Here is a 24,742-nt window from a genome sequence, read left to right as displayed (position 1 = left end):
TGTGGAAAATGGCAGGCACAGCGGATCACAGTTTATGCTCATAGTGTCCTGACCATGCAGTTCATATCCAATGGCCCCGACATTCCCGATGCGCTCTTGCAAGCGCACGAGGAAGGCAGCGTGGTGTTTTTCTGCGGTGCGGGCATTTCCTATCCAGCAGGGCTGAAGGGCTTCGATTGGCTAGTTGATGAGATTTATCGCCTGTGCGGTACGGGACGAAAGCGGCTGGAAGAAAAGGCATTCCAGAACAAGCAGTTCGACACCACATTGAACCTGCTTGAGGATCGCTTACCCGGCGGACGCCTTGGCTTGGCCATGCGTAAATCTTTGGTCAAGGCATTGAAACCCAATCTGCGCAAGAAGGGCGCTATCGATACCCATTCAGCGCTTCTCACCTTGGGACGCGGCAGGGATGGTGCGTTGCGCCTTGTTACCACCAACTTCGACCAGGTGTTTCACAAGGCGGCCAAACGCACGGGCCAGGTGCTCCAAGCATATGGAGCTCCAATGTTGCCGGTCCCTAAGAACAGTCGATGGAACGGGCTAGTCTTCCTGCACGGGCTGCTACCCGACAAACCGGACGACACTGCATTGAAGCGTCTCGTTGTCACGAGTGGTGACTTTGGCCTAGCCTACCTCACCGAACGTTGGGCAGCGCGCTTTGTGAGTGAATTGTTTCGCAACTATGTCGTTTGCTTCGTGGGCTACAGCATCAACGATCCGGTGCTTCGCTACATGATGGATGCATTAGCCGCTGACCGGATGCTTGGAGAAAGCACGCCACAAGCATGGGCATTTGGAGACTGCCAGCCCGGAGGCGAGGCGGAAGCCGCCGAAGAGTGGGAAGCTAAAGGGGTCTCGCCAATCCTTTACAGCAACTCGACGGGCTCCCATAGCGCATTGCATGAAACCTTATCTGCTTGGGCCGCAACCTACCGCGATGGCGTTCTTGGTAAAGAGCAAATCGTTGTCCGCCACGCTCTGGCGCGACCATCTGCCAGCACGAAACAAGATGATTTCGTCGGTCGAATGCTGTGGGCGCTGTCTCACAAATCAGGGCTTCCAGCCAAACGGTTCGCCGACATCAATCCTGTTCCTCCGCTAGATTGGCTGTTGGAAGCATTCTCGGATGAGCACTTTCAGCACAGCGATCTAGCACGGTTCGGAGTGCCCCCTCTCGGCGAGGTGGACATGAAATTGCGATTCAGCCTCGTCCGTCGACCAGCGTCCTATGACCGAGCACCACCGATGTTGCTAGCTTCTGGTGGCATCATCGGAAGCCAGTGGGATGACGTGATGTTCCATCTGGCCCGCTGGCTAGTGCGTCACCTAGATGACCCCAGGCTGATCATCTGGATTGCAGAACGAGGCGGGCAGCTACACGACCGTTGGCCGTGGCTGATCGAGCACGAACTGGATCGCTTTGCAGCGCAGGAGCGTGATGGCAAGACTTCCGAGCGGGATGAAATTCTCTTGCACGCCCCAAAGGCGATTCCCGGCCCCTTGATGCGTACCTTGTGGCGGCTTCTGCTCAGCGGGCGGGTGAAATCACCGTGGCACGATCCAGATTTGTATCGTTGGAAGGGTCGTCTTAAGCGCGAAGGCCTGACCGCCACATTGCGTCTTGAATTGCGGGAGTTGCTTGCCCCCAAGGTTGTCTTGAAGAAACCGTTACGCTGGGGTGACGACGATTCGAGCAGTACAGACGAGCCCACGCGGATCAAGCAATTGGTGGACTGGGAGCTCGCGCTGGCCGCTGATCATGTGCATTCAACCCTGCGCGACCTTGCCGACGAGCCATGGAAATCGGCTTTGCCGCACCTGTTGGAAGATTTCCAGCAGTTGTTGCGTGATGCGCTGGACCTGCTGCGCGAGTTGGGCGAAGCCAACGATCGTAGCGACCGCTCACACTGGGATCTGCCATCCATTACGCCCCACTGGCAGAACCGGGGTTTCCGCGACTGGATTAGCCTGATCGAATTACTGCGCGATGCGTGGTTGGCGATTCGTGTCAACGACAATGCGCGTGCAACACGCATCGCGCAGAACTGGTTCGAGTTGCCTTACCCCACCTTTAAACGTCTGGCCCTGTTTGCTGCGAGCCACGACGATTGCATCCAGCCCGAGCAGTGGGTGGATTGGTTGCTGGCCGAAGGTGCGTGGTGGTTGTGGTCTACAGATACGGGGCGGGAGGCGTTCAGACTGCTCGTTCTGCAGGGGCGGCATTTGTCAGGAGCTGCACAGGATCGCCTGGAAGCAGCCATCTTGGCTGGTCCACCACAAGAGATGTTGAATGGCCAACCGGAACCGGACTGGTGGGCGCAACATGTCTTATCTTCCACCTGGTTGCGACTTGCAAAGTTGGATACGTCAGGTCTAGCGCTGGGAAAGCCCGCAGCGGCACGCATGGCGGAAATATCCACGTTCTACCCTCAATGGCGGTTAGCGACTAACGAGCGTGACGAGTTCTCGCACTGGATGAGCGGCACAGGTGACCCAGACTACCAGGATAGCCGGGACGTCGACATTGCGCCCCGTAAGCGGCAAGAACTGGTGCAGTGGCTCGCCAAGCCGATGCCCGAGCGTCGGCCTTTCTACATAGACACGTGGCGCGAAGTTTGCTGCTCGCGTTTCTTTCACAGTTTGTTCGCGTTAGCTGATCTCGCACAAGATGGAGTGTGGCCCGCTGGCCGATGGCGCGAAGCTCTGCAGGCCTGGGCCGAAGAAGGGATGGTGTTGCGATCCTGGCGGTACGCCGCACCGCTGGTGCAGACCATGCCGGATGCTGTCCTGCTGGAGGTTGATCACGCCGTGACTTGGTGGATCGAGGCAGCCTCCAAGGCTATCAGCCGCCATGAGGACATCCTGCTGAACCTGTGCCGCCGTGTTCTGGCCTTGCCGCTAGAAGCAGGCTCAGGCTCTCGCATTATTCGGAACGGTGTCGAGACCTATGACCTTGTCGGCTCGGCGATCAATCATCCCATCGGGCACGCCACGCAGGCATTGATCAACCTGTGGTTCAAGCAGAACCCGAACGACAATGACCGACTTCCTGCTGAATTGAAGCCCATCTTCTCCACACTGTGCGACGTCCAGGTAGATCGATTCCGCCACGGTCGGGTGCTGATGGGTTCGCGGCTGATCGCATTTTTCCGTGTGGATCGCCCTTGGACTGAACAGCACCTGCTGCCGCTGTTCGGCTGGAGCAATCCAATTGAAGCCAAGGCCGTGTGGGAAGGCTTCCTTTGGTCGCCGCGCTTGTACCAGCCATTGCTGACTGCCTTCAAGTCACAGTTTCTGGACAGTGCAATCCACTATGCCGATCTTGGCGAGCACCGCCAGCAATTCGCGACCTTCCTCACCTACGCAGCATTGGGTCCGACCGAGGGATACACCGTAGAAGAATTCCGCACTGCGATAAGTGTGCTTCCACAAGAGGGGTTGGGGGAATCCGCGCAGGCGCTGTCCCAGGCACTCGAAGGTGCAGCCGATCAGCGTGAGGACTACTGGATAAATCGCGTGCAACCGTTCTGGCAACAGATCTGGCCAAAATCCCGCGACTTGGCCACGCGACGAATCGCAGAGTCTCTGGCTCGTCTGGTGATTGCCGCCCGAGGTGAATTGCCAGCCGCCTTGGCCGCGGTGCAAGATTGGCTGCAACCGATTGAACACCCGGACTACGTTGTGCATCTGCTGCACGATTCCGGTTTGTGCAGCAGATATCCTGCGGATGCATTGAGCCTGCTGAATGCAGTGATTGCTGATCAGCAATGGGCGCCGCGTGAGCTGGGGAAATGCCTCGATCAAATTGTGCAGTCAGCACCAAACCTTGCCCAAGATGTCCGTTACTTGAAGTTGCGCGAGTACTTTCGACGTAGAGGGATGTAATGCCAATTAAGAAAGAAAGCCCGCCAAGCTTTCACTTGGCGGGCTTTCTCTTTTGGGCCTCGAAGAGACTTACTTGCCCAGCTTCAAGAAGTCATCCCCCTTGCCCAGCTCCAGCAACCCGGCGTTGCTGTAGATGCCCAGCTTAGCGCGGGTGTCGGTGATATCCAGGTTGCGCATGGTGAGTTGGCCGATGCGGTCCAGCGGGCTGAAAGGCGCGTCTTCCACCTTCTCCATGCTCAGGCGCTCGGGCGCGTAGGTCAGGTTGGGGGATTCGGTGTTCAGCAGGCTGTAGTCGTTGCCGCGGCGCAGTTCCAGGGTCACGGTGCCGGTCACTGCCTTGGCCACCCAGCGCTGGGCGGTTTCGCGCAGCATGATGGCCTGGCTGTCGAACCAGCGGCCCTGGTACAGCAGACGGCCCAGTTTGCGGCCGTTTTCGCGGTATTGCTCGATGGTGTCTTCGTTGTGGATGCCGGTCACCAAACGCTCGTAGGCAATAAACAGCAGTGCCAGGCCAGGGGCTTCGTAGATGCCGCGGCTCTTGGCTTCGATGATGCGGTTTTCGATCTGGTCGCTCATGCCCAGGCCGTGGCGGCCGCCGATTTCGTTGGCCTTGAGGATCAGGCTCACCAGGTCGTCAAAGCGCTGGCCGTTCAGGGCGACGGGGCGGCCTTCTTCAAAGGTGACGCTCACTTCTTCAGCCTTGATGGCGCAATCTTCGCGCCAGAAGGGCACGCCCATGATGGGGTTGACGATTTTGATGCCGGAGTTCAAAAACTCCAGGTCTTTGGCTTCGTGGGTGGCGCCCAGCATGTTGCTGTCGGTGGAGTAGGCCTTTTCGGCGCTCATCTTGTAGCCAAAGCCGTTGGCGGTGATGAAGGCGCTCATCTCGGCGCGGCCGCCCAGTTCGTCAATGAACTGCTGGTCCAGCCAGGGCTTGTAGATTTTGAGGGACGGGTTGGTCAACAGGCCGTAGCGGTAAAAGCGCTCGATGTCGTTACCCTTGAAGGTGGAGCCGTCGCCCCAGATGTTCACGTCGTCCTGCTTCATGGCGGTCACCAGCATGGTGCCTGTGACGGCGCGGCCCAGGGGGGTGGTGTTGAAGTAGGTTTGGCCGGCGGTGGTGATGTGGAAGGCGCCGGCCTGCAGCGCGGCGATGCCTTCAGCAGCCAGCTGGGGGCGGCAGTCGATCAAACGGGCCTTGATGGCGCCGTATTCCATGGCCTTACGGGGGATTTCGTCGTAGTCCGCTTCGTCGGGTTGGCCCAGGTTGGCGGTGTAAGCGTAGGGCTGGGCGCCCTTTTGCTTCATCCACAGCAGCGCGGCGCTGGTGTCCAGGCCGCCGGAGAATGCGATGCCGACCTTTTGGCCGACGGGGATGTTTTGAAGGATGGTGTTAGACATGGTTTTGGCCTTAATCGGGCTGTAGCGCCCGCCGAATGTGCGCGAGCAGCTATGAAATTAGGAGTAAATCGCTCTGCGGATGAACCGGTAAGGAAGCCGCTACTCAACCAAAGTGGCAGATGTAGTGGTAAGCCTCAAAGCCTTCAGTCACGCGGATCTGGAACTTGGCGTTGCCGGGCACGTTGAACTTGTCGCCTTCGCCGCTGGTGACCCACACGTCAGAGCCGTCGAGCTTGTAGTCGCAGCTGCCGCCCACGCATTCCATGATTTCTGGTGCGCCGGTGTTGAAGGTCAGAGTGGCGGGCAGGATGACGCCGACCGACTTTTTGGTGCCGTCAGCCAGGGTGAAGCCGTGGCTCACGCACTTGCCGTCGAAGTACACATTGGCTTTGGTGGTGACGGAAACGTTGTCAAAGTGGGTCGTGGTCATGGTCAAACGTGGAAAAGTAAAGAGAAGAGGGCGGCGCCCCGCGCGGCACAGCGCAGCAGGGCAAAGGCGAGATTTTAGGCCACCCGGGTTTGGAAGGCCGCGTCCGAGAAGCCCACGGTCACGGTGCCATCGGCCCACACCACCACCGGCCGCTTGATGACGCTGGCATTGGCCAGCATGAGCTGGGCGGCCGAGGTGGCGTCCACCACGGCGGCTTGGGTAGCTTCGTCCAGCTTGCGCCAGGTAGTGCCTTTGCGGTTTACCAGCGTTTCCCAGCCCACGGCGCGTATCCAGCCGGGCAGCAGGTCGGCGGGCACGCCCTGCTTTTTGAAATCATGAAACTCGTGGGTGACATGGTGCTCGGTCAGCCAGGTGCGGGCCTTTTTCACCGTGTCGCAGTTGGGGATGCCGTAAAGAATGGTCATCCCTCTATTGTGGCAGTGCATTGCCGGTGGGCGACAATGGCGCCCGCTATGGAACACACACCCGCAACCTCCCCGTCTTTGCTTCACCCCACCGTGCAATCCTCTCTGGCTGACTGGCTGGCCTACATTGAGTCCATGCACCCCAAGGGCATTAATGGCATTGAGCTGGGGCTGGGCAAGGTGCAAGAGGTAGCCCAGCGCCTGGGCCTGCGGTTTGACTGCCCGGTGTTCACCGTGGCGGGCACCAACGGCAAGGGCTCCACCTGCGCCATGCTGGAAAGCATTCTGGGGCAGGCCGGGTACAAGACAGGCGTGTACACCTCGCCCCACTTGGTGCACTTTGAAGAGCGCATGCGTTTGCTGGGCGAGGCGGCGCCTGCTACTAAATTTGTAGCTGCTTTCGCAGAGGTGGAGGGCGCCAGGTGCCAAAAGGGCTCTGAAATCGCGCTCACCTACTTTGAATTCACCACGCTGGCCATTCTGTGGGCGCTGTCCCAAGAGGAGCTGGATGCTGTCATTCTGGAAGTGGGCCTGGGCGGGCGGCTGGACGCGGTCAACATCATCGACACTGACTGCGCCATCATCACTAGCATCGACTTGGACCACATGGAGCTGCTGGGCAACGACAGAGAGACCATTGGTTTTGAGAAAGCCGGCATCATGCGCACCGGCCGGGCTGTGGTGGTGAGCGACCCGGTGCCGCCGCAAAGCGTGCTGGACCGTGCGCTGGAGATCGGCGCAGACCTGTGGCAGGTGGGCACGGACTTCAATGTGTCGGGCGACAAGCAGCAGTGGGGCTGGGCCGGGCGCGGGCGCCGCTACAGCGGGCTGGCCTACCCGGCGCTGCGGGGTGCGAACCAGCTGGTCAACGCCGCGGGCGTGCTGGCCGCACTGACGGCCATGCGCGAGCGCCTGCCGGTCACCGCGCAGGCGGTACGCAACGGGCTGGCTTTTGTGGAGCTGCCCGGGCGCTTCCAGATCATTCCCGGTCAACCCAGCCTGGTGCTGGACGTGGCGCACAACCCGCATTCGGTGGCAGCGCTGGCGGCCAATCTGGACGCCATGGGCTTTTTCCCCACCACCCACGCCATTTTTGGCGCCATGGCCGACAAGGATTTGGCGCCCATGCTGGCCAAGGTCGGCCCGATGATCGACCGCTGGTATTTCACCGACCTGCCCAGCCCGCGCGCCGCAAGCGGCGCCAGCCTGCAGGCCCAGTGGCAAGCCCAAAACATCCGCAAAGACGCATCGGCCACCACCCATGCCGACCCCATGCAGGCGCTGGACGCCGCCATCGCCGCGGCAGACCCGGCTGATAGAATCGTGGTCTTTGGGTCGTTCTACACCGTGGGCGGCGTTCTGCAACAGGGCACACCACGCCTGCAAGCCAAACATCTGAACCCTTAAGTCTTCCGCTCATGGCTTTTTTCAAGTTCCGCAAAGGTGGCGACGATCAGCCCACCCCACCCACCGCGTCAGAGAGCGTAGAAGCCATGCGCAGGCGCGCACGCCACCGTCTGGTGGGTGCTGCCGTGCTGGTGCTGATCGGCGTGGTCGGCTTCCCGCTGCTGTTTGACAGCCAGCCGCGCCCGATTGCGGTGGACATTCCGATCGAAATTCCGGACAAAGGCAAAGTGCGTCCCTTGGGTGCGCCCCCCTTGCCTGCAGCCACCCAGGCCGGCGGCGCCATCATTGAGGAGCGCGAAGAGCCCGCAGCCCCTGCCGCCAGCGCACCGGCCCCCAAAGTGGCCTTGGCGGAAACCAAGACCGCTGTCGTCAAGCCCGAGGCCAAACCCGAATCAAAGCCAGAAGCCAAGCCTGAGGCCAAGAAGCCCGAGGCCAAGCCCGCCGAGAAGGTGGCAGAGAAGCCTGCCGAGAAACCCGCAGCTGCCAAACCCGAGGCCAAAGCTGCAGACGCTGCCAAAGCGCAGGCCCTGCTCGAAGGTAAATCGACCGCAGATGCCAAACATGCCGAGCACAAGGCCGATAAAAAGCCCGCAGCCGATGCAGGCCGCTTCGTGGTGCAGGTAGGCGCGTACACCGAGGCAGGCAAGCTGCAGGAAGCCCGCTCCAAGGTAGAGAAAGCCGGCTTCAAGACCTACACCCAAGTGGTGGGCACCAAAGACAGCCAGCGCACACGGGTGCGCATAGGCCCCTTTGCCACCAAGGCGGATGCCGAGAAAGCGGCAGACAAGATCAAAAAGCTGAGCCTGCCTGCGGCCATCCTGGAACTCTAAAGCGAGCCCGGCATGCCCACCGTGGACTGGATTTTTCTGGCCGTTTTGCTGGTGTCCCTGGTAGTCGGGGCGTGGCGCGGGCTGGTGTTTGAGGTGCTGTCGGTGTTGAGTTGGGCGGTGGCCTTTGTGCTGGCCCAGTGGTTTGCGCCCGATGTGGCGGCCCACCTCTCGATGTCGGGGGCGGGCGAAGCAATCCGCTATGCAGCGGGCTTCGTGATCGTGTTTGTGGCGTCCATTTTTGCGGGCGGCCTGGTGGCTTTCCTGATGAAAAAGTTGATCGCGGCGGTGGGCCTGCGGCCTGCGGACCGGTTGTTGGGGGCCGGGTTCGGCCTGGTGCGCGGGGTGCTGCTGCTATTGGCAGTGACCGTGGTGGTCGGCATGACGCCTTTGCACACCAGCGCGTGGTGGACGGAAGCTACCGGGCCCCACATCACCGGCGCCGCGCTCAAGGGCTTGAAGCCCCTGTTACCGCAAGATTTTGGCAAGTATTTACCTGAGTGAGTGAAACCCTATGTGTGGAATTGTTGGCGTTGTCAGTAACGCACCCGTAAACCAGTTGATCTACGACGCGCTCTTGCTCTTGCAGCACCGCGGGCAGGACGCGGCCGGCATCGTCACCCAGCAGGACCGCAAGTTCTTCATGCACAAGGCCAAGGGCATGGTGAAGGACGTATTCCGCACCCGCAATATGCGCGCTTTGCTGGGCAACTCCGGCTTGGGCCAGGTGCGCTATCCCACCGCAGGCAATGCCTTCAGCGAAGAAGAGGCGCAGCCCTTCTACGTGAACGCGCCGTTCGGCATTGTGCTGGTGCACAACGGCAATCTGACTAACGCCAAAGCCCTGAAGGCCGAGCTGTTCAATCTGGACCACCGCCATATCAACACTGAGAGCGACTCCGAAGTGCTGCTCAACGTGCTGGCCCACGAAATCGAAGTCTCCACCCGCGGCCTGCCTTTGCAGCCACAGGACATTTTTGCTGCCGTGTCCCGTGTGCACCAACGCATCAAGGGTTCGTATGCGGTGATCTGCCACATCGCCGGCCACGGCTTGCTGGCCTTCCGCGATCCTTTCGGCATTCGCCCGCTGTGTATCGGCAAGGGTGCAGACGGCACCCACATGGTGGCCAGCGAATCCGTGGTGCTGGAAGGCACCAGCCACCAGTTTGTGCGTGATGTGCAGCCCGGCGAAGCCGTGTTCATTGCGCTGGATGGCACGGTGCACAGCCAGCAGTGCGCGGTGAACCCACAGCTCATGCCTTGCATATTTGAGTTTGTGTACCTGGCTCGCCCGGACTCGGTGATGGACGGCATCTCGGTGTACCAAGCGCGTTTGAACCTGGGCGAGACGCTGGCCAAGCGCGTGATCTCCACCGTGCCACCAAACGAAATCGATGTGGTAATTCCCATCCCCGAATCCAGCCGCCCTAGTGCCGCCCAACTGGCCCAGTTGCTGGGCTTGCCCTACCGCGAAGGCTTTGTGAAAAACCGCTACGTCGGCCGGACCTTCATCATGCCTGGCCAAGGCGTGCGCAAGAAGTCGGTGCGCCAGAAGCTCAACGTGATTGCCAGTGAGTTCAGGGGCCGCAATGTGCTGCTGGTGGACGACTCCATCGTCCGCGGCACGACTTCCAAGGAAATCGTGCAGATGGCGCGCGACGCCGGTGCCCGCAAGGTCTACATGGCCAGCGCAGCACCGCCTGTGCGTTACCCCAATGTATACGGTATCGACATGCCTACCAGCAGCGAGCTGGTAGCGCACAACCGCACCGTCGAAGAAGTGCGCGAAATCATCGGTTGTGATGCGCTGATCTACCAGGATGTGGATGGCATGAAAAAAGCCATCGGTGCGCTGGGCAAGAACCTGGCGGGCTTTGATGCCTCCTGCTTTGACGGTGTGTACGTTACCGGGGACATTTCCTCCGACGATATTGCCCGCCTGAACGAAAACCGCGTGGGCGCTGAAGAAGGCCAGGAGGACACCTCCCGCCTGGCGCTGCCCAACCACGCTGACTAACCCTATGAAGCTAACCCACTTGCCCGAAGGCCTGCACAACGACACCCTGGCGGTGCGTGCGGCCCTGGAGCGCAGCCAGTATGGCGAAAACTCTGAAGCTCTGTACTTGACCAGCGGTTATGTGCAAAACAGCGCGGCCTCCAGCGCCGCGCGCTTTGCCATGGAGGAAGAAGGCTTTACCTACTCCCGCGTAAGCAACCCCACAGTCACCAGCATGGAAATCCGTCTGGCGGCACTTGAGGGCACCGAAGCAGCGATTGCCACCTCGTCCGGCATGTCGGCCATTCTGTTGCTGGGCATGGCGCTGCTGAAAGCGGGCGACCACGTCATTTGTTCGCAATCGGTGTTCGGCTCGGTCATTCCGATGTTCAGCCGCGAGTTCGCCAAATTTGGTGTGGAAACCTCCTTCGTGTCGCAAACCGATGTTGAAGCTTGGAAGGCCGCTGTTCGCCCCACCACCAAGTTGCTGTTCGCCGAGACGCCGACCAACCCGCTCACGGAGGTGTGCGACATCCAGGCCTTGGCCGATATCGCACATGGCGCAGGCGCCTTCCTGGCCGTGGACAACTGTTTTGCCACACCGGTGTTGCAGCGTCCGGCCGACTTGGGGGCTGATTTCATCATCCATTCCGGCACCAAGTTTTTGGATGGCCAGGGCCGCGTGATGGCGGGTGCCATTTGCTGTACCCAGAAGCAACGCGACGACATGTTTTTGCCCGTGATCCGCACCTGCGGCATGGTGCTCGCACCCTTCAATGCCTGGGTGTTGCTCAAGGGCATGGAAACGCTGGCCTTGCGCGTGAAAGCGCAGTCAGATACGACCTTGGCCTTGGCCCATTGGCTGGAAGCCCAGCCGCAAGTCGCGCGGGTGTATTACCCCGGCTTGACCAGCCACCCGCAACACGAGTTGGCCATGCGCCAGCAGTCCGGCTGCGGTGGCGCCGTGTTGTCTTTTGAGGTGAAGGCACCGGACGTGGAGACTGCGCGGAAAAACGCATTCCATGTGCTCGACAGCATGCAGGTGCTCTCGCTGTGCACCAACCTCGGCGATACCAAAACGCTGGCGGCGCATCCTGCCAGCACCTCACACGGCCGCTTGTCGGAAGTGCAGCGCCAAGCGGCCGGCATTGGCCAAGGCCTGATTCGCGTGGCCGTGGGCCTGGACCATATCAATGACATCACCGCCGATCTGGCGCGTGGTTTGCAAACTATCTGACATGAGCAAAATCCGCACTCGTATTGCCCCTTCGCCCACCGGCTTTCTGCACCTGGGCACCGCCCGCACTGCTTTGTATTCCTGGGCTTATGCCCGCCACTTCGGTGGTGAGTTTGTGCTGCGCATTGAAGATACCGACGTGGCCCGCTCCACTCAAGATTCGGTGGATCAGATTCTGGAATCCATGCGCTGGCTGGGGCTGGAGTACGACGAAGGCCCGGTGTACCAGATGCAGCGCCTGGATCGCTACAAGGCCGTGGTGGAGCAGCTGATTGCAGAAGGCAAGGCCTACTACTGCTACAGCACACCTGAAGAACTGGATGCCGTGCGCGAAGCCAAGAAGGCCCGTGGCGAAAAGGCGCTGTATGACGGCACCTGGCGCCCCGCACCCGGCAAAACCTTGCCGGCCATTCCCGATGGCGTCAAACCTGTGGTGCGCTTTTGCAATCCGCCGGACGGCGACGTGACCTGGAATGACTTGGTCAAAGGCCCCATCACCATCAGCAACCGCGAGATTGACGACCTCATCATCGTGCGCACCGATGGCATTCCGACCTACAACTTTGCGGTGGTAGTGGATGATTGGGATATGCAAATCAGCCATGTGTTTCGTGGCGATGAGCACATCAACAACACACCGTGGCAGATCAACATCTTCCACGCGCTGGGTGCGCCACTGCCCGAGTTCGGCCACTGCCCGGTGATTCTGGGCGATGACGGCCAGAAGCTGTCCAAGCGCCGTGGCGCAGTGAGCGTGACTGCCTATGAAGAGGGCGGCTACCTGCCCGAAGCCATGTTGAACTACCTGGCCCGCTTGGGCTGGAGCCATGGTGACGAAGAGCTGTTCAGCCGCGAGCAGCTGGTGAGCTGGTTCGACGGTACCCACCTGAACAAGAGCCCCGCGCAATGGGACCCCGCCAAGTTGCTGTGGGTCAATGCCCATTACATCAAGCAGGCGGACAACACCCGCCTCGCCCAGTTGGTGGCAGTGCAACTGGCCAAGCTGGGCGTGGAACTGCCCGCAGAGACGGTCAACACCCACTTGCCCCAACTGTGCGCCTTGCTGAAGGACCGTTGCGACACCACCGTGGCTTTGGCCCAGTGGGCGTCGAAGTTCTATGCCGAAGTGCAGGTCGACGCTGCAGAACGGGCCCAGCATGTAACCGATGCCGTGAAGCCGGCCATTGCCACGCTGGCTGAAAAGCTGGCGGCGTGCGCATGGGACAAAGCGTCCATTGCTGGGGTCATCAAGGAAGTGTTGGCTGCACACAGCTTGAAGATGCCGCAACTGGCCATGCCGGTGCGAGTGCTGGTCATGGGTACTGCGCAAACGCCTTCGCTGGATGCAGTGCTGGAACTCAGCGGCAGAACAAAAGTTTTGGATCGGCTTGCTAAAGCCTGAAAAACTTGTATATAATTTGAGGCTCGGAAGTTGAATGCAAAGCCAAACAAAATTTGGCGGTGTGTTCAGGAAATTGGGGGTATAGCTCAGCTGGGAGAGCGCTTGCATGGCATGCAAGAGGTCAGCGGTTCGATCCCGCTTACCTCCACCAATTCTTCTGAAACGGATACGTTCCAAGGTTTTGACCCTATCGTCTAGAGGCCTAGGACATCACCCTTTCACGGTGAGTACCGGGGTTCGAATCCCCGTAGGGTCGCCAAGTTTTACCGCAAGGTAAACGGCAACAAGTCGGTAACAGCTTCTGCAAGGAGGCGACTTGGCTCCGAGTCGAAAGACACAGAGCGAATGGTTACCGCTACCAGGAGTGGTAGTTCAGTTGGTTAGAATACCGGCCTGTCACGCCGGGGGTCGCGGGTTCGAGTCCCGTCCACTCCGCCAAATTTGATAAAAAGCCGTTGAGCATTCAACGGCTTTTTTCTTGAAGAGTTTTCTAGGTTTTGACCCTATCGTCTAGAGGCCTAGGACATCACCCTTTCACGGTGAGTACCGGGGTTCGAATCCCCGTAGGGTCGCCAAGTTTTACCGCAAGGTAAACGGCAACAAGTCGGTAACAGCTTCTGCAAGGAAGCGACTTGGCTCCGAGTCGAAAGACACAGAGCGAATGGTTACCGCTACCAGGAGTGGTAGTTCAGTTGGTTAGAATACCGGCCTGTCACGCCGGGGGTCGCGGGTTCGAGTCCCGTCCACTCCGCCACATTCCGAAAGCCGTTGCATGCAGATGCAACGGCTTTTTTGTTTTCTGCCTCAGATCTTCTTCGCGTTGCACAATCAAGCCATGTGGATCCACCGACTTTCCCGCACAACCGGTCATCAACGCCTCGTAGTGGGTGCCTGCGTCGGCGCAGGTGTGGCTGTGATCCCAAGTCCTTGGACCTTGGAACTTCAAGTACTCGTGGCTTGGATCGCAGGCGCCACGGCCTACCTGGTGTTGGCGTGGCGCTTGGCCATGGTGTTTGATGCGGACAGCACGCGCTCACGTGCTCAGTCACAGGACCAGCCCAGCGTGATCTGGTTCAGCCTCTTGCTCTTGTCTGCGTTTGCGAGTGTGGCGGCGATTGCCATGCTTTTGTCCAACAGCCGCGAGATGGCTTTGCTGGCCCGTGTGGGTCATGTGCTGGTGTCTCTGCTGGCGCTGGTGAGCTCCTGGTTGTTGATGCAATGCATCTTTGCCTTCCGCTATGCGCATCTGTATTACCAGACCGAGCTCAAAGGCCACCCCGCGGGTGGTGGGCTGCAGTTTCCGGGTGTTCTGCCACCGGACTATTTCGATTTTTTGTACTACGCCCACGTGGTGGGCATGACGTCCCAGGTGTCTGATGTGGTGGTGACCTCCCGGCCCATGCGCCACCTCACCCTGTTGCACAGTCTGGCGGCCTTTGCCTTCAACATGATGGTCTTGGCCTTGAGTGTGAACGTCATGGCCGGACTGCTTTAGTCCCCCGACGGCAAGGGCGCTTTACCCCACGACAACAAGCCCGTGGAGAGCGAAGTGCCCAGCATGATGACCGCCCCGCACAGGCCCATCCACAGGGTGACCGATTCACCAAGCAGCACGACGCCGTACAGGATGGCGAACACCGGAATGGCATAGGTGACGGACAGTGCGCGCGAGGGGCCAGTGCGCTCGATCAGCCTGAAGAAAATCACATAGGCCAAGCCGGTGCACACCACGCCCAGCGCAATCACTGCGCCCCAAGCCTGCAAGGGCGCGGGGTCCGTAGGCCACGCCCAAAGGGTCAAAGGCAACAAGGCCAAAGAAGCCCCCAACTGGCTGCCAGTTGCAAGGACCAAAGACGGCACGCCCGGCAAAAAGCGGCGGGTGAAGCTGGCTGAAATGCCATAGAACAGGCAGGCCGTTAAACAGGCGATCACGGCCAAGGCGCTGGAGCCTGCCCCGGAAGCGCCGGCGGCGTCACGGTTCAGTGCCAACAGGGCCACTCCCACAAAGCCGACCACCAGACCCAGCACGCGGGAGCCCTGCAATTTGTCTCCCAACCACCACCATGCGATAGCGGCACCGAACAAGGGCACGGTGGCGTTGAGCAGGGCCGACAAGCCGGTGGAAATGGACAGCAGCGCCCACGACAGGCAGGCAAAAGGTATGGCGGAGTTCAGCACCCCCACGGTAAAGCATAACTTCCAATGGCGGCGCAGAGCGGGCAACTGGCCTCGCAGCGTGAGCAAGGGCAGAAGAAACAGGCTGGCAATACACACACGCAAACCCGCAGTGGGCAATGCACCAAACGCCTTGCCGCTGGTGCGCATGAACAAGAAGGACGCGCCCCAAATGGCGGCCAGCAGCACAAAATCGAAAACCCACGTCTTGGCGGCGGGCGAGGGTGGGGTGGTGGGGTTGACGCTCACTCAGGGCTTTCGTTGTTCGAGGTTCAGTAATGCTGCCTTGCGGTCCAGGCCACCGGCATACCCGGTCAGGCTGCCGTTGCTGCCCAGCACGCGGTGGCAGGGCACCACGATGCTCAAGGGGTTACGCCCCACCGCAGCAGCCACCGCACGTACAGCGGCAGGCTTGCCGATCTGCTGGCTCAAGGTGGAGTAGCTGATGGTAACGCCGCAGGGAATTGCCAACAGCGCTTCCCAGACCGATTGCTGAAATGAAGTTCCGCTGCTGAAGTCTAGCGTCATTGAAAAACGGGTTTGCTCACCGGCGAAGTAGGCGGCCAGTTGCGCCTGCGCTTCCTTGGTACTCGGGTGAGGGGCGAATGGTAGTCCGGCGATGTCCGGGTAGTGCTTCTGCGCATCGAACCAGACGCCGAGCAGTCCGGCATCATGGCCCGCGAGCAGCATGGGGCCCAAGGGGCTGATCCAGCGGGACAGGCGTGCGGTAGTGGGGATTTTCATGAAATAGGCCTCTGGCGCTCGTGGAATATGCGCGAATAGCTATGTTTTTGATAGTGACTGCCACGCCCGTACGGTGGCATAACCCCGCCAGGGGCGCCAGCGCTGTGAGAGCGCATCTGCCGCAGCGGCCGGGTTGATGGTTTCTCGCACGCCCAATGCGGACTGCAGCGCCACATCACCTGAAGGAAAAGCATCCGGCCAGCGCAGCGCACGCAAGGCGATGTAGTGCGTGGTCCATGCGCCAATACCGGGCAGAGACTGAAGCTTCGTCATGGTGGCCGGTACATCACTACCTGGCTGTAAGTTCAGGGCGCCCGACTGCACCGCCTGCGCCAGAGAGAGGATGGCTTGCTGACGTTGTTTGACGATCCCTAAGCTGCCCAAGGCATCGGGCGACATGGCGACGAGCGAGGCAGCGTCGGGGAAGCAGAGCGCCAAACCTTGGGGCGCATTCGTTAAGGTGGCGCCGCAATGCGACACCAGCCGTTCGGTCAAGGTGCGGGCTGCTTTGACGGTGATCTGTTGGCCCAGGATGGCGCGCACCGCCAGTTCCAGGCCGTCCATGGTGCCGGGTACCCGCATGCCTTCGGTGTGGGGGAAGTCCGCGCACAGCAGCGCGTCCACCGCAGCCGGGTCGGCATCCAGATCCAGCCAGGCGTGCATGCGCTGGAGCACCACCGGCAAGGCGCTGGCCAGTGACTCGCTGATGAGTAGCTGCACGCGATGCTGATCAGGCATCCACTGCGCTTCGACCCAACCGCGAAGCGTGGTGCTTTTGTGTTGGAGGCTGACAGTGCGCCGGATCAAGCCCTGTTCCGGATCCACCCACTCCATGCCTGCGATGGCACGTTGCGCGAAAAAATTCAGCAGGTGCTGGACGTTGAAGGGCGGGCGGTAGGCCGCTTGGAAACGGAAAACTGCAGCCTCAGTCGCCAGACCATGCTGCGCATCGGAACCTTTTCGGGTTTTAAGTTGGGCGGCGTGGGAGTCGGAACGCATCGCCTTGCGCAGTGCCGTGGGTTGCAAGCGGTAGTGCTGCACAAAGGCCGCATTGAAGCGGCGCACGCTGGCAAATCCGCTGAGGGCGGCCACATCGGCCACGGGTAGCTGCGTGTCGGTGAGCAGCTGCTTGGCAGTCAAAAGGCGGCGCGTTTGCAGGTAGCTCAGCGGTGTGAGGCCCCAGTGCGCCTCGAAGATGCGGCGCAAATGCCGGTCGCTGATACCCAGCCTGTCCGCTATGGCAACGATGCCGGGGCTGTCGTCAGCTTGCGTGGCGTGCTCGATCAGGTCCGCCGCTTGCAGGGCGAGCAGGGCACTGGCGTCGTGCGTGGTCCAGTGCAGGGCAGCACTCTGCGCAGGTGCAAGTTCGGGGCGGCAGCGCAGGCAGGGGCGAAAGCCTGCAGCTTCGGCCTGGGCCGCACGCTCAAAAAAGCGGCAGTTTTCGACCTTGGGGGTGCGCACCCGGCACACCGGCCTGCAGTAAATGCCCGTGCTCGTCACCCCGGTGAAAAAGCGCCCGTCAAACCGTGCATCCCGCGCCTGCAGTGCCAGATAGCGGCCGGCGTCGTCGGCGGTCGTCGCGGACACGGGTTTGGCGGTGGGCAAGGCGGAGGGCATGAGGGGGATGATACGCAGCGAAGCGTGCCGGAGTAGCCGTTTCCGGACATGTGCCTGCCGCCTACAATCCAGCCCACCCGCCAGAAGGCGGTGTTGGCTTCTTCCCTAACCTTGCGCTGCATGCACCTGTCCCACCGAATTTTCAAAGCCTACGACATCCGCGGTACCGTGCCTTCCACGCTGTCGCCGGAGGTGGCGCATTTGCTGGGCCGTGCCTTCGGTGCGCTGGTGCGCGAGCAGGGTGGCGGTGCCGTGGCGGTGGGCCGCGATGGGCGCTTGAGCAGCCCTGCTTTGGCAGAGGCGCTGATATCTGGCCTGTCAGCGGCAGGCATGCAGGTCATTGACATCGGCCTGAGCACCACGCCCCAGCTGTATTTCGCGACTCACACCCTGTGCCCGCACGGCATCCAGGTGACCGGCAGCCACAATCCCAAGGACGACAACGGTTTCAAGATGGTGCTGGGCCACCAGGCTTTGTATGGCGATGCCGTGCAGGACTTGCGCGAACGCATGGAATCTTTGCTGGCGAGCGCGCAGGACAGCGAGACAAGCTGCCCAGCACAGCCTCAGCAGACGACCGATGTGCTGCCCTCGTACCTTCAACGCATAGTCCAAGACATTCAACTGGCCCGCCCCATGAAGGTGGTGCTGGACAGTGGCAACGGCGTGGCCGGTGCCAGCGCGCCTGCGGTGCTGCGCGCCATCGGCTGCGAGGTGCAGGAACTGCACAGCGCGGTAGACGGGCATTTTCCTCACCACCACCCTGACCCCAGCCGCCCGGAAAACCTGGCGGATCTGGTGCGCGCTTTGCGCGAAGGCGATGCCGAGCTGGGTTTGGCCTTGGATGGCGATGGCGACCGCGTGGCCGTGGTCACCCGCGATGGAAAAACCATCCACACCGACCGGCAGCTGATGCTGCTCGCCCCGGATGTGCTGACGCGCCACCCCGGTGGGGCCATCGTGTTCGATGCCAAATGCAGCCAGGGCCTGGCGCCAGTGATAGAGGCTGCGGGCGGCGTGCCGGTGATGGACCGCACCGGCCACTCGCTGATCAAAGCCAAGATGCGCATCTTGAATTCGCCCCTGGGCGGCGAGATCAGCGGCCACCTGTTTTTTGGCGACCGCTGGTTCGGCTTTGATGACGGTACTTACGCCGCTTGTCGCTTGCTGGAAATCTTGAGCCGCAGTGCAGACGCCAACGCCGTGCTGCACGCGCTGCCGGACAGCCACATCACCCCCGAGCTGCACATCGCCTGCCAGGAGGGCGAAGCCCATGCGCTGGTGGAGCAGTTACTGGCCACACTCACATTCGATGCAGATGCCCGCCTCAATACCGTGGACGGCCTGCGCGTGGACTGGTCTGACGGTTTCGGCCTGCTGCGCGCGTCCAACACTACCCCGGTGCTGGTGATGCGCTGCGAAGGCCGCACGCCCGAAGCGCTGGCCCGCATTCAGACCCTGCTGATGGAATGGGTGCGACGCATCCAGCCCCATGCCGCATTGGTGGAGGCTTCGCATTGAAAGCGCCTCAAAAGATTCTGATCGTCAAGCTCTCGTCCCTGGGCGATGTGGTGCACACCATGCCTGCAGTACAAGACCTGCGCGCGGCCTTTCCCCGTGCCCGCATCGACTGGGTGGTGGAGCGCGGCTTTGCGCCCTTGGTGGCGCGCTGCGAAGGCGTGGCTCGTGTGATTCCCTGTGACATACGCATCTGGAGCAAAAAGCCCTTCGCCGCTGCGACCCGTGCCGCCTGGCGCAGCTTCAGGGCCGACCTGCAGCAAGACGCCTATGACGCGGTGATTGACCTGCAAGGCCTGAGCAAATCCGCGTTGGTGGCCTGGCTGGCCCGCACCACGCCGGACGGGCGCCGCTATGCCATGGCCAACCAGACCGAAGGCTCGGGCTACGAGGCGCCCACGCGCTGGGTGGCAGACACGGCCATCGCGCTGGAACCGCATGTGCATGCGGTGCAGCGCGGCCGTTTGCTGTGTGCCAAGGCGCTGGGCTACACACCCGCGGATGCACTGCGCTTCGGGCTGGTAGGCCAATCCAAGGCCTTGAGCGCGCCGCTGCCCAAACACCTGGGTCATGCCGACAATCCCTTCGTGCCCCGCAGGCCGCTGGTGGCGCTGGTGCACGGCACCTCGCGGGTTGACAAGGAGTGGCCGCTGGAGCACTGGATTGCATTGGGCCGCCGATTGAATGATGCCGGCTTTGGTGTGGCCTTGCCCCATGCGGGCGCCCGCGAGCTGGCCACCAGCCAAGCCATTGCAGCCGGGCTCGACGAGGCCTGGGTGCTGCCCGCCGTGGGGCTGGATGTGCTGACCGACACCTTGGCCCACTGCGCGGGCGTGGTGGGTGTGGACAGCGGGGTGAGCCATATCGCTGTGGCGCTGGACTTGCCCCACGTGCAGATCTACAACTTTGATACCGCCTGGCGTACCGGTCCGGCGGCGCTGGATGCACGCGGCAAGCCCGCGCGGCAATGCAGCGTGTACGCAGAGCCCTGCCCCGACGTGGAGTCCGTGTGGAAGGCTTGGGAAGCACTGGCGACACCGGTGCTCAGCCGCTGAATCTGCACCAACCCGCCATGATCACGCGAGCCCTCTATTCCCTCTTGACCTATGCCGCCCAACCCTGGGTACGGCGCAAACTGGCCCGCCGTGCCCAGGTAGAGCCGCTGTATGGCCAATGGGTGGAAGAGCGATTTGGCTGTTACGGCGATGCGGTTCACTTTGCCCCGCAACCGGCATCCGCTGCGGGTGGCGCACCGGTAGTCTGGCTCCACGCCGTGTCGCTGGGCGAAACCCGCGCCGCTGCCGTGCTGCTGGCTCGCTTGCGCGAAACCTTGCCCGGCATGCGCTTGGTGCTCACCCACGGCACCGCCACAGGCCGCGAGGCCGGCAAGGCTTTGCTGCAGCCGGGCGACGTGCAGGTCTGGCAGCCCTGGGACACGCCTGCGGCGGTAGGTCGTTTTTTGGCGCGGTTCCGGCCCGACGTGGCCCTGCTGATGGAAACCGAAGTTTGGCCCAATCTGGTGGCCGGCTGCGCACAGCGCGGCGTGCCTCTGTGTTTGGTCAACGCCCGCATGAGCGACAAAACCTACCAAGAGTCCTTACGCCTGCGCTGGCTGGCTGGCCCCGCGTATCGTGGCCTGCACGCGGTGTGGGCCCAAAGCGAGTCAGATGCGCAGCGCCTTCGCTCCTTGGGTGCGACTGTGCGGGGGGTGCTGGGCAATTTCAAGTTCGATGCCACCCCCGATGCCGCGTTGCTGGCCCGGGGCCGCGTCTGGCGCGCTGGCGCGGGTCGCCCAGTGCTGATGTTTGCCAGCTCACGGGAAGGCGAGGAGCAGATGCTGCTCGATGCTTTGAAGCAAAAATGGCCCCTGGCGCCCGCAAAATATGCGCGAGCAGCTCCTGAAACCATAGCAAATCAATCGGGCCAAAGAACCGGCTTGCCGTTCCAGCTGCTGGTGGTGCCACGCCATCCGCAGCGCTTTGTCGAAGTTGCGCAGCTGTTTGCCGATGCCGGTTACTCCGTGTCCCGCCGCAGCCAATGGAGCGAAGCGCCAGAGACAGCGGATGTGTGGGTGGGCGACTCGCTGGGCGAAATGGCGCTCTACTTCGGCTTGGCCCATGTGGCTTTGCTGGGCGGCAGCTTTGCACCACTGGGCGGGCAGAACCTGATCGAGGCGGCGGCCTGCGGTGTGCCGGTTTTCATGGGCCCGCACCTTTTTAACTTCACCGAAGCCTCCACGCTGGCGGCAGAGGCAGGCGCCGCGCTGCGGTGCGAAGACATTGCCCATGCGGTGGCTGAAGCAGCTGCAACGGCGGGTGATACCGCCCGCTTGCAAGGCATGCAGGACGCCGCCTTGGGTTTGGGTGCTGCGCACCGGGGCGCGGCAGTGAAAACGGCCACCGAAGTGGCCGCTGTGCTTACGCGCACACGGCGCTGAGCTTCTCCGCGAAGTACTTGAAGTCCGGGGTCGCTTTGCCGGGCACCTTGGCCAGGTCGTCATAGCGGCGCAGGCGCACCGCCTCTTCGGCAAAGGGTTGGGCGATAAAACTTTGCAACTCCGCTTCGCTGAACGGGCCACCTTGGAGTTCCAGGCTGCGCTGGGAGCCTTCGGAGAGTGCGGCCCAGTAGCTGGGCTCGGTGGCGCACAGGTAGCGTTTGGCATCCACATGCAGGCGTATGGGCTCCAGCACGGCATCGGGCAACAGGGCACGCAAAAACGGCAGCGCCACGTACTGGTGCAGGTCGTCTTTCTCTTGGGTGTCGTCCATGACGCCGTCACGCTCGGCTGCTATCAGGTGGCCGATGTCGTGCAGTAGCGCGGCGACTACGGTTTCATCGTTCTCCCCGGCCTGCTCCGCCAGCAGTGCGCATTGCAGGGCGTGCTCCATCTGGTTCACAGGCTCGCGGCCGTATTGGCTGCCCGCACGCTTGTCAAACAAGGCGGCGATGTCTTCCATGTCCAATGCCATATCAGTCTCCTCAGACCAGGGCTTTGCGGATACGGGCGGACACCAGATCGATGATGCTTACCGTAGCCACGATGATGATCATGACGGCGCAGGTTTCTGCGTACTGGAAGCCGCGGATGATTTCCCACAGCACCACGCCGATGCCACCGGCCCCGACCATGCCCACCACAGACGCTGAGCGCACATTGCTCTCAAAGCGGTACAGCGTGAAGGAAATCCACAAGGGCATGACTTGCGGAATGACGCCGTAGATGATTTCGTGCAGCGCGGTAGCCCCTGTAGAGCGAATGCCTTCCACCGGTTGGGGGTCTATGGCTTCGACTGCCTCCGAGAACAGCTTGGCCAGCACGCCGCTGGTATGAATCCACAGCGCCAGCACACCGGCAAAAGGGCCCAGGCCTACGGCCACCACAAACAGCATCGCAAACACCATCTCATTGATGGCACGGGTGGCATCCATGAGGCGGCGCATGGGTTGGTAGACCCACCAGGGCACGAGGTTGGCCGAGGCCAGCAGGGCCATGGGAACCGCGGTGACGACCGCCAGGGCGGTGCCCCAGAGGGCGATTTGCAGGGTGACCAGCATTTCCTGCACGTAGTTGCGCCAGTCACCGAACTTGGGCGGGAAAAAGTCTGCCAGGTAAGTGGCCATGTTGCCGGAGTCGCGGACCAGGTCGGCGGGGCGCATGTCTGCGCCCTTCCATGAGACAGCGAGCAGGGCCAGCAACAAGGCCCAAGAGAGGTGCCACCCCAGACCTTGCTTCGAGGCAGCGGCGCCGACCGTAGCGGGCAGGCGGGGCGTCACAGTGGGGGCCGGGGTGGTGGACATCACTTCAGCTCAGCGAGTTTCTTGTCCAGCTCAGCCAGCTGGCGCTTCTTGTCGTCTTCAGCCAGGGTGGTGTCGGCTTCCACCTTGGTGCGCTTGCTGAACATGTCGAGCTGGCGGATCGGCAGCAACTGGCTGTTGTTGGATTCCTTGAAAGTGGACCAATTCAACTTGGCCATGACTTCGCGCTCGGCAGGGCTGGTCTTGCCGTAGCCGGTGAAGAAGGCCTTGAGCTTGGCCTTGGTAGCGTCGGGCAGGTCCTTGCGCCACACCAAGGGGTCGGAGGCAATCAGTGGAGAAGTCCAGACCACGCGCAATTCTTTGACCTTTTCGGGCATGGTTTTTTCCAGCTTGGCCAGGGTCTCGCTGTTGTTGGTGGCCACGTCCACTTGCTTGTTGGCCACAGCCATGGCGTTGGTTTCGTGGTTGGCAGAGCGGGCGACCTTGAAGGCGCTCTTGGTGTCCACATTGTTCTTGGCGAACACGTAGTAACCGGGCACCAGGAAGCCGGAGGTGGAGTTCGGGTCACCGTTGCCGAAGTTCAGGTTCTTGGCGTTCTTGAGCACGTCGTCCACCGACTTGAGGGCGCTGTCGCGGTGCACGATCAGGTGGGAGTAGTAGCCTTCGGTGCCGTCGATGTTGACGACTTTGGCAAACACTTCACCGTTGGCACGGTCCACCGCTTCCATGGCGGACTTGTTGCCGAACCAGGCGAACTGCACTTTGTTAAAGCGCATGCCTTCGATCACGCCGGCATAGTCCGGGGCAAAAAATGCATTGACCTTGAGGCCGGTTTGCTGGGTCAGTGCGTCCAGCACCGGTTGCCATTGCTGCTTGAGCTGTTGGGACGATTCGGTCGAGATGATGCCGAAGTTCAATTCCTGTGCGCCGGCTGCGGGTGCCAGCAGGCCGAGGCTGATGGCGGCGACCGAGGTCGCCCAGATTTTTTTCAACATGGAAAGCTCCTGAAAAGGTTGGCAGGGAAGGTCAAGCGGTCTGCGCCACCGGGCTGCCCCAAGGGGCAGACGGCACGAGGACCGGGGAAGTGGCAGGACGTTGCGCATCCGCCAGAATTTCGTCGGCCTGTACGCCATAGAGTTCGCGCAGCAGGTCGGGGGTGAGGGCACTGGCGGGGCCGTCATAGACCACACAGCCCTGGTTCAGGGCTACCACGCGAGGGCAGTACTTGAGTGCCATATCGACCTGATGCAGCGACACGATCACGGTGCAGCGGTCTTCACGGTTGATGCGGGCCAGAATCTCCATCACCTTGCGGGAGGACTCCGGGTCCAGCGAAGCAATCGGCTCGTCCGCGAGCACCACTTTCGCGCCTTGCACCAGCGTGCGGGCAATGGCGGCGCGTTGCTGCTGGCCGCCCGACAAGGTGGAGGCACGCTGGGCGTGGCATTCGGCAATGCCCACACGTTGCAGCGCCTCGATGGCCTGTGCGCGTTCCTGTTCGGTGAACCAGCGCAGCAGCCCGCGCCACAGTGGCATGCGGTGCAGCAAACCCACCAACACATTGACCTGGACCGGCAGTCGGTCCACCAGGTTGAATTGCTGGAACACAAAGCCGATACGGGCCCGCACCTGGCGGATGTTGCGGTGCACCCGGCCGCCTTGCTGCACGCAGCAGCCATCTACCTCGATCAAGGAGCCCGGACCCGCGTCCGCCGACACCAAGCCGGCCATGTGGCGCATGAGCGTGGATTTGCCGGACCCCGAAGCACCGATCAAAGCCACCATCTCACCCTGTGCCACGGTGAGGTTGATGTTGTTCAGCGCGTGCTTGCCGTTGGCAAAGTGTTTGTTGAGTTGTTCAATACGGAGTGCGTGGTGCATGGCTTCTCCTCAATTTGTCTAGACAGATTCAGTGTCCG

General features: G+C 61.6%; 21 protein-coding genes and 5 tRNA genes. 16 read left to right on the top strand and 10 right to left on the bottom strand.

Annotated elements, in window-relative coordinates; translation table 11 throughout:
• Window positions 1-54 precede the first annotated feature (54 nt).
• Window positions 55-3,888, top strand: coding sequence for an anti-phage defense-associated sirtuin Dsr1 (gene dsr1 / locus ACOAP0_RS04645; RefSeq protein ID WP_498375387.1), 3,834 nt, complete (start codon window positions 55-57; stop codon window positions 3,886-3,888).
• 69 nt (window positions 3,889-3,957) lie between these two features.
• Here the strand turns inward: dsr1 and argG are convergent, their stop codons facing one another.
• The 3 genes from argG to ACOAP0_RS04630 form a co-directional block, all read right to left on the bottom strand.
• Window positions 3,958-5,289 carry an argininosuccinate synthase gene (gene argG / locus ACOAP0_RS04640; RefSeq protein WP_498375388.1) on the bottom strand — a complete coding sequence of 444 codons (1,332 nt, stop codon included), beginning with the start codon at window positions 5,287-5,289 and terminating at the stop codon, window positions 3,958-3,960.
• Between the two features lie 103 nt (window positions 5,290-5,392).
• Window positions 5,393-5,719, bottom strand: coding sequence for a pyrimidine/purine nucleoside phosphorylase (ppnP, locus tag ACOAP0_RS04635; protein ID WP_087494712.1), 327 nt, complete (start codon window positions 5,717-5,719; stop codon window positions 5,393-5,395).
• 74 nt (window positions 5,720-5,793) lie between these two features.
• On the bottom strand, window positions 5,794-6,144 hold the full coding sequence (locus ACOAP0_RS04630; RefSeq protein ID WP_498375389.1) for an ArsC family reductase: 351 nt from the start codon (window positions 6,142-6,144) through the stop codon (window positions 5,794-5,796).
• A 48-nt stretch (window positions 6,145-6,192) separates the two neighbouring features.
• Between ACOAP0_RS04630 and folC the strand changes: the two genes are divergently transcribed.
• From folC to ACOAP0_RS04570, 12 genes are all read left to right on the top strand, one after another.
• Window positions 6,193-7,551: a bifunctional tetrahydrofolate synthase/dihydrofolate synthase gene (gene folC / locus ACOAP0_RS04625; protein ID WP_498375390.1), complete on the top strand. Its 1,359-nt coding sequence runs from the start codon at window positions 6,193-6,195 to the stop codon at window positions 7,549-7,551.
• Between the two features lie 11 nt (window positions 7,552-7,562).
• Window positions 7,563-8,381, top strand: a complete 819-nt coding sequence (locus ACOAP0_RS04620; protein ID WP_498375392.1) for an SPOR domain-containing protein — start codon at window positions 7,563-7,565, stop codon at window positions 8,379-8,381.
• A gap of 12 nt (window positions 8,382-8,393) precedes the next feature.
• A complete protein-coding gene (locus ACOAP0_RS04615) occupies window positions 8,394-8,882 on the top strand; it encodes a CvpA family protein (protein ID WP_498375393.1) in 489 nt (162 codons plus the stop codon).
• Between the two features lie 10 nt (window positions 8,883-8,892).
• Window positions 8,893-10,395 (top strand): amidophosphoribosyltransferase, encoded by a 1,503-nt coding sequence (purF, locus tag ACOAP0_RS04610; RefSeq protein WP_498375394.1) that lies wholly within the window; start codon window positions 8,893-8,895, stop codon window positions 10,393-10,395.
• Between the two features lie 4 nt (window positions 10,396-10,399).
• Window positions 10,400-11,611, top strand: coding sequence for an O-succinylhomoserine sulfhydrylase (locus ACOAP0_RS04605; protein ID WP_498375395.1), 1,212 nt, complete (start codon window positions 10,400-10,402; stop codon window positions 11,609-11,611).
• Window position 11,612: 1 nt separating this feature from the next.
• Complete coding sequence (gltX, locus tag ACOAP0_RS04600; protein ID WP_498375396.1) at window positions 11,613-13,013, top strand: glutamate--tRNA ligase; 1,401 nt, start codon at window positions 11,613-11,615, stop codon at window positions 13,011-13,013.
• A gap of 75 nt (window positions 13,014-13,088) precedes the next feature.
• Window positions 13,089-13,164 (top strand) — tRNA-Ala (locus ACOAP0_RS04595).
• Between the two features lie 32 nt (window positions 13,165-13,196).
• A tRNA-Glu gene (locus ACOAP0_RS04590) sits at window positions 13,197-13,272 on the top strand.
• Between the two features lie 102 nt (window positions 13,273-13,374).
• A tRNA-Asp gene (locus ACOAP0_RS04585) sits at window positions 13,375-13,451 on the top strand.
• A 61-nt stretch (window positions 13,452-13,512) separates the two neighbouring features.
• Window positions 13,513-13,588, top strand: a tRNA-Glu gene (locus ACOAP0_RS04580).
• Window positions 13,589-13,690: 102 nt separating this feature from the next.
• Window positions 13,691-13,767, top strand: a tRNA-Asp gene (locus ACOAP0_RS04575).
• Between the two features lie 81 nt (window positions 13,768-13,848).
• Window positions 13,849-14,508: a DUF1345 domain-containing protein gene (locus ACOAP0_RS04570; protein ID WP_498375397.1), complete on the top strand. Its 660-nt coding sequence runs from the start codon at window positions 13,849-13,851 to the stop codon at window positions 14,506-14,508.
• Here ACOAP0_RS04570 and ACOAP0_RS04565 read toward each other — a convergent pair.
• From ACOAP0_RS04565 to ACOAP0_RS04555, 3 genes are read right to left on the bottom strand one after another with little or no spacing between them, the layout of a single operon-like run.
• On the bottom strand, window positions 14,505-15,437 hold the full coding sequence (locus ACOAP0_RS04565; RefSeq protein ID WP_498375399.1) for a DMT family transporter: 933 nt from the start codon (window positions 15,435-15,437) through the stop codon (window positions 14,505-14,507). The genes ACOAP0_RS04570 and ACOAP0_RS04565 overlap by 4 nt on opposite strands.
• The gene (locus ACOAP0_RS04560; protein WP_498375400.1) at window positions 15,438-15,932 is read right to left on the bottom strand and encodes a methylated-DNA--[protein]-cysteine S-methyltransferase; all 495 of its coding nucleotides are present in this window, start codon (window positions 15,930-15,932) and stop codon (window positions 15,438-15,440) included.
• A 39-nt stretch (window positions 15,933-15,971) separates the two neighbouring features.
• Window positions 15,972-17,549: a DNA-3-methyladenine glycosylase 2 family protein gene (locus tag ACOAP0_RS04555; protein WP_498375401.1), complete on the bottom strand. Its 1,578-nt coding sequence runs from the start codon at window positions 17,547-17,549 to the stop codon at window positions 15,972-15,974.
• A 120-nt stretch (window positions 17,550-17,669) separates the two neighbouring features.
• On the opposite strand from ACOAP0_RS04555, the gene ACOAP0_RS04550 reads away from it, so the two are divergent.
• Genes ACOAP0_RS04550 through ACOAP0_RS04540 form a run of 3 tightly spaced genes read left to right on the top strand, consistent with a single transcriptional unit; the run spans window position 17,670 to window position 21,504 of the window.
• Window positions 17,670-19,070 carry a phosphomannomutase/phosphoglucomutase gene (locus tag ACOAP0_RS04550; RefSeq protein WP_498376095.1) on the top strand — a complete coding sequence of 467 codons (1,401 nt, stop codon included), beginning with the start codon at window positions 17,670-17,672 and terminating at the stop codon, window positions 19,068-19,070.
• On the top strand, window positions 19,067-20,122 hold the full coding sequence (gene waaC / locus ACOAP0_RS04545) for a lipopolysaccharide heptosyltransferase I (protein ID WP_498375402.1): 1,056 nt from the start codon (window positions 19,067-19,069) through the stop codon (window positions 20,120-20,122). The genes ACOAP0_RS04550 and waaC overlap by 4 nt, the downstream gene beginning before the upstream one ends.
• 17 nt (window positions 20,123-20,139) lie before the next feature.
• Window positions 20,140-21,504: a 3-deoxy-D-manno-octulosonic acid transferase gene (locus ACOAP0_RS04540; protein ID WP_498376096.1), complete on the top strand. Its 1,365-nt coding sequence runs from the start codon at window positions 20,140-20,142 to the stop codon at window positions 21,502-21,504.
• Here the strand turns inward: ACOAP0_RS04540 and ACOAP0_RS04535 are convergent.
• Genes ACOAP0_RS04535 through phnC form a run of 4 tightly spaced genes read right to left on the bottom strand, consistent with a single transcriptional unit; the run spans window position 21,485 to window position 24,704 of the window.
• A complete protein-coding gene (locus ACOAP0_RS04535; RefSeq protein ID WP_498375403.1) occupies window positions 21,485-22,036 on the bottom strand; it encodes a phosphonate degradation HD-domain oxygenase in 552 nt (183 codons plus the stop codon). The genes ACOAP0_RS04540 and ACOAP0_RS04535 overlap by 20 nt on opposite strands.
• A gap of 10 nt (window positions 22,037-22,046) precedes the next feature.
• Window positions 22,047-22,865 carry a phosphonate ABC transporter, permease protein PhnE gene (gene phnE, locus ACOAP0_RS04530; protein WP_498375404.1) on the bottom strand — a complete coding sequence of 273 codons (819 nt, stop codon included), beginning with the start codon at window positions 22,863-22,865 and terminating at the stop codon, window positions 22,047-22,049.
• On the bottom strand, window positions 22,865-23,818 hold the full coding sequence (gene phnD / locus ACOAP0_RS04525) for a phosphonate ABC transporter substrate-binding protein (RefSeq protein WP_498375405.1): 954 nt from the start codon (window positions 23,816-23,818) through the stop codon (window positions 22,865-22,867). The genes phnE and phnD overlap by 1 nt, the downstream gene beginning before the upstream one ends.
• Before the next feature lie 31 nt (window positions 23,819-23,849).
• Entirely contained in the window at window positions 23,850-24,704 is an 855-nt protein-coding gene (gene phnC, locus ACOAP0_RS04520) for a phosphonate ABC transporter ATP-binding protein (RefSeq protein ID WP_087494697.1), read from the bottom strand.
• Window positions 24,705-24,742: the final 38 nt, after the last annotated feature.

The organism is Curvibacter sp. Hmag1.1 (assembly GCF_059769165.1).
The sequence above is the reverse complement of the archived record's forward strand: the minus strand, read 5'-3'. Positions and strand labels throughout refer to the sequence as shown.

What these genes read in the sequence shown, in the direction of transcription:
- dsr1 (WP_498375387.1), top strand. Translation starts at nt 55, where the DNA reads ATGCAGTTCATATCCAATGGCCCCGACATTCCCGATGCGCTCTTGCAA.
- argG (WP_498375388.1), bottom strand. Translation starts at nt 5,289, where the DNA reads ATGTCTAACACCATCCTTCAAAACATCCCCGTCGGCCAAAAGGTCGGC.
- ppnP (WP_087494712.1), bottom strand. Translation starts at nt 5,719, where the DNA reads ATGACCACGACCCACTTTGACAACGTTTCCGTCACCACCAAAGCCAAT.
- ACOAP0_RS04630 (WP_498375389.1), bottom strand. Translation starts at nt 6,144, where the DNA reads ATGACCATTCTTTACGGCATCCCCAACTGCGACACGGTGAAAAAGGCC.
- folC (WP_498375390.1), top strand. Translation starts at nt 6,193, where the DNA reads ATGGAACACACACCCGCAACCTCCCCGTCTTTGCTTCACCCCACCGTG.
- ACOAP0_RS04620 (WP_498375392.1), top strand. Translation starts at nt 7,563, where the DNA reads ATGGCTTTTTTCAAGTTCCGCAAAGGTGGCGACGATCAGCCCACCCCA.
- ACOAP0_RS04615 (WP_498375393.1), top strand. Translation starts at nt 8,394, where the DNA reads ATGCCCACCGTGGACTGGATTTTTCTGGCCGTTTTGCTGGTGTCCCTG.
- purF (WP_498375394.1), top strand. Translation starts at nt 8,893, where the DNA reads ATGTGTGGAATTGTTGGCGTTGTCAGTAACGCACCCGTAAACCAGTTG.
- ACOAP0_RS04605 (WP_498375395.1), top strand. Translation starts at nt 10,400, where the DNA reads ATGAAGCTAACCCACTTGCCCGAAGGCCTGCACAACGACACCCTGGCG.
- gltX (WP_498375396.1), top strand. Translation starts at nt 11,613, where the DNA reads ATGAGCAAAATCCGCACTCGTATTGCCCCTTCGCCCACCGGCTTTCTG.
- ACOAP0_RS04570 (WP_498375397.1), top strand. Translation starts at nt 13,849, where the DNA reads ATGTGGATCCACCGACTTTCCCGCACAACCGGTCATCAACGCCTCGTA.
- ACOAP0_RS04560 (WP_498375400.1), bottom strand. Translation starts at nt 15,932, where the DNA reads ATGAAAATCCCCACTACCGCACGCCTGTCCCGCTGGATCAGCCCCTTG.
- ACOAP0_RS04555 (WP_498375401.1), bottom strand. Translation starts at nt 17,549, where the DNA reads ATGCCCTCCGCCTTGCCCACCGCCAAACCCGTGTCCGCGACGACCGCC.
- ACOAP0_RS04550 (WP_498376095.1), top strand. Translation starts at nt 17,670, where the DNA reads ATGCACCTGTCCCACCGAATTTTCAAAGCCTACGACATCCGCGGTACC.
- ACOAP0_RS04540 (WP_498376096.1), top strand. Translation starts at nt 20,140, where the DNA reads ATGATCACGCGAGCCCTCTATTCCCTCTTGACCTATGCCGCCCAACCC.
- ACOAP0_RS04535 (WP_498375403.1), bottom strand. Translation starts at nt 22,036, where the DNA reads ATGGCATTGGACATGGAAGACATCGCCGCCTTGTTTGACAAGCGTGCG.
- phnE (WP_498375404.1), bottom strand. Translation starts at nt 22,865, where the DNA reads ATGTCCACCACCCCGGCCCCCACTGTGACGCCCCGCCTGCCCGCTACG.
- phnD (WP_498375405.1), bottom strand. Translation starts at nt 23,818, where the DNA reads ATGTTGAAAAAAATCTGGGCGACCTCGGTCGCCGCCATCAGCCTCGGC.
- phnC (WP_087494697.1), bottom strand. Translation starts at nt 24,704, where the DNA reads ATGCACCACGCACTCCGTATTGAACAACTCAACAAACACTTTGCCAAC.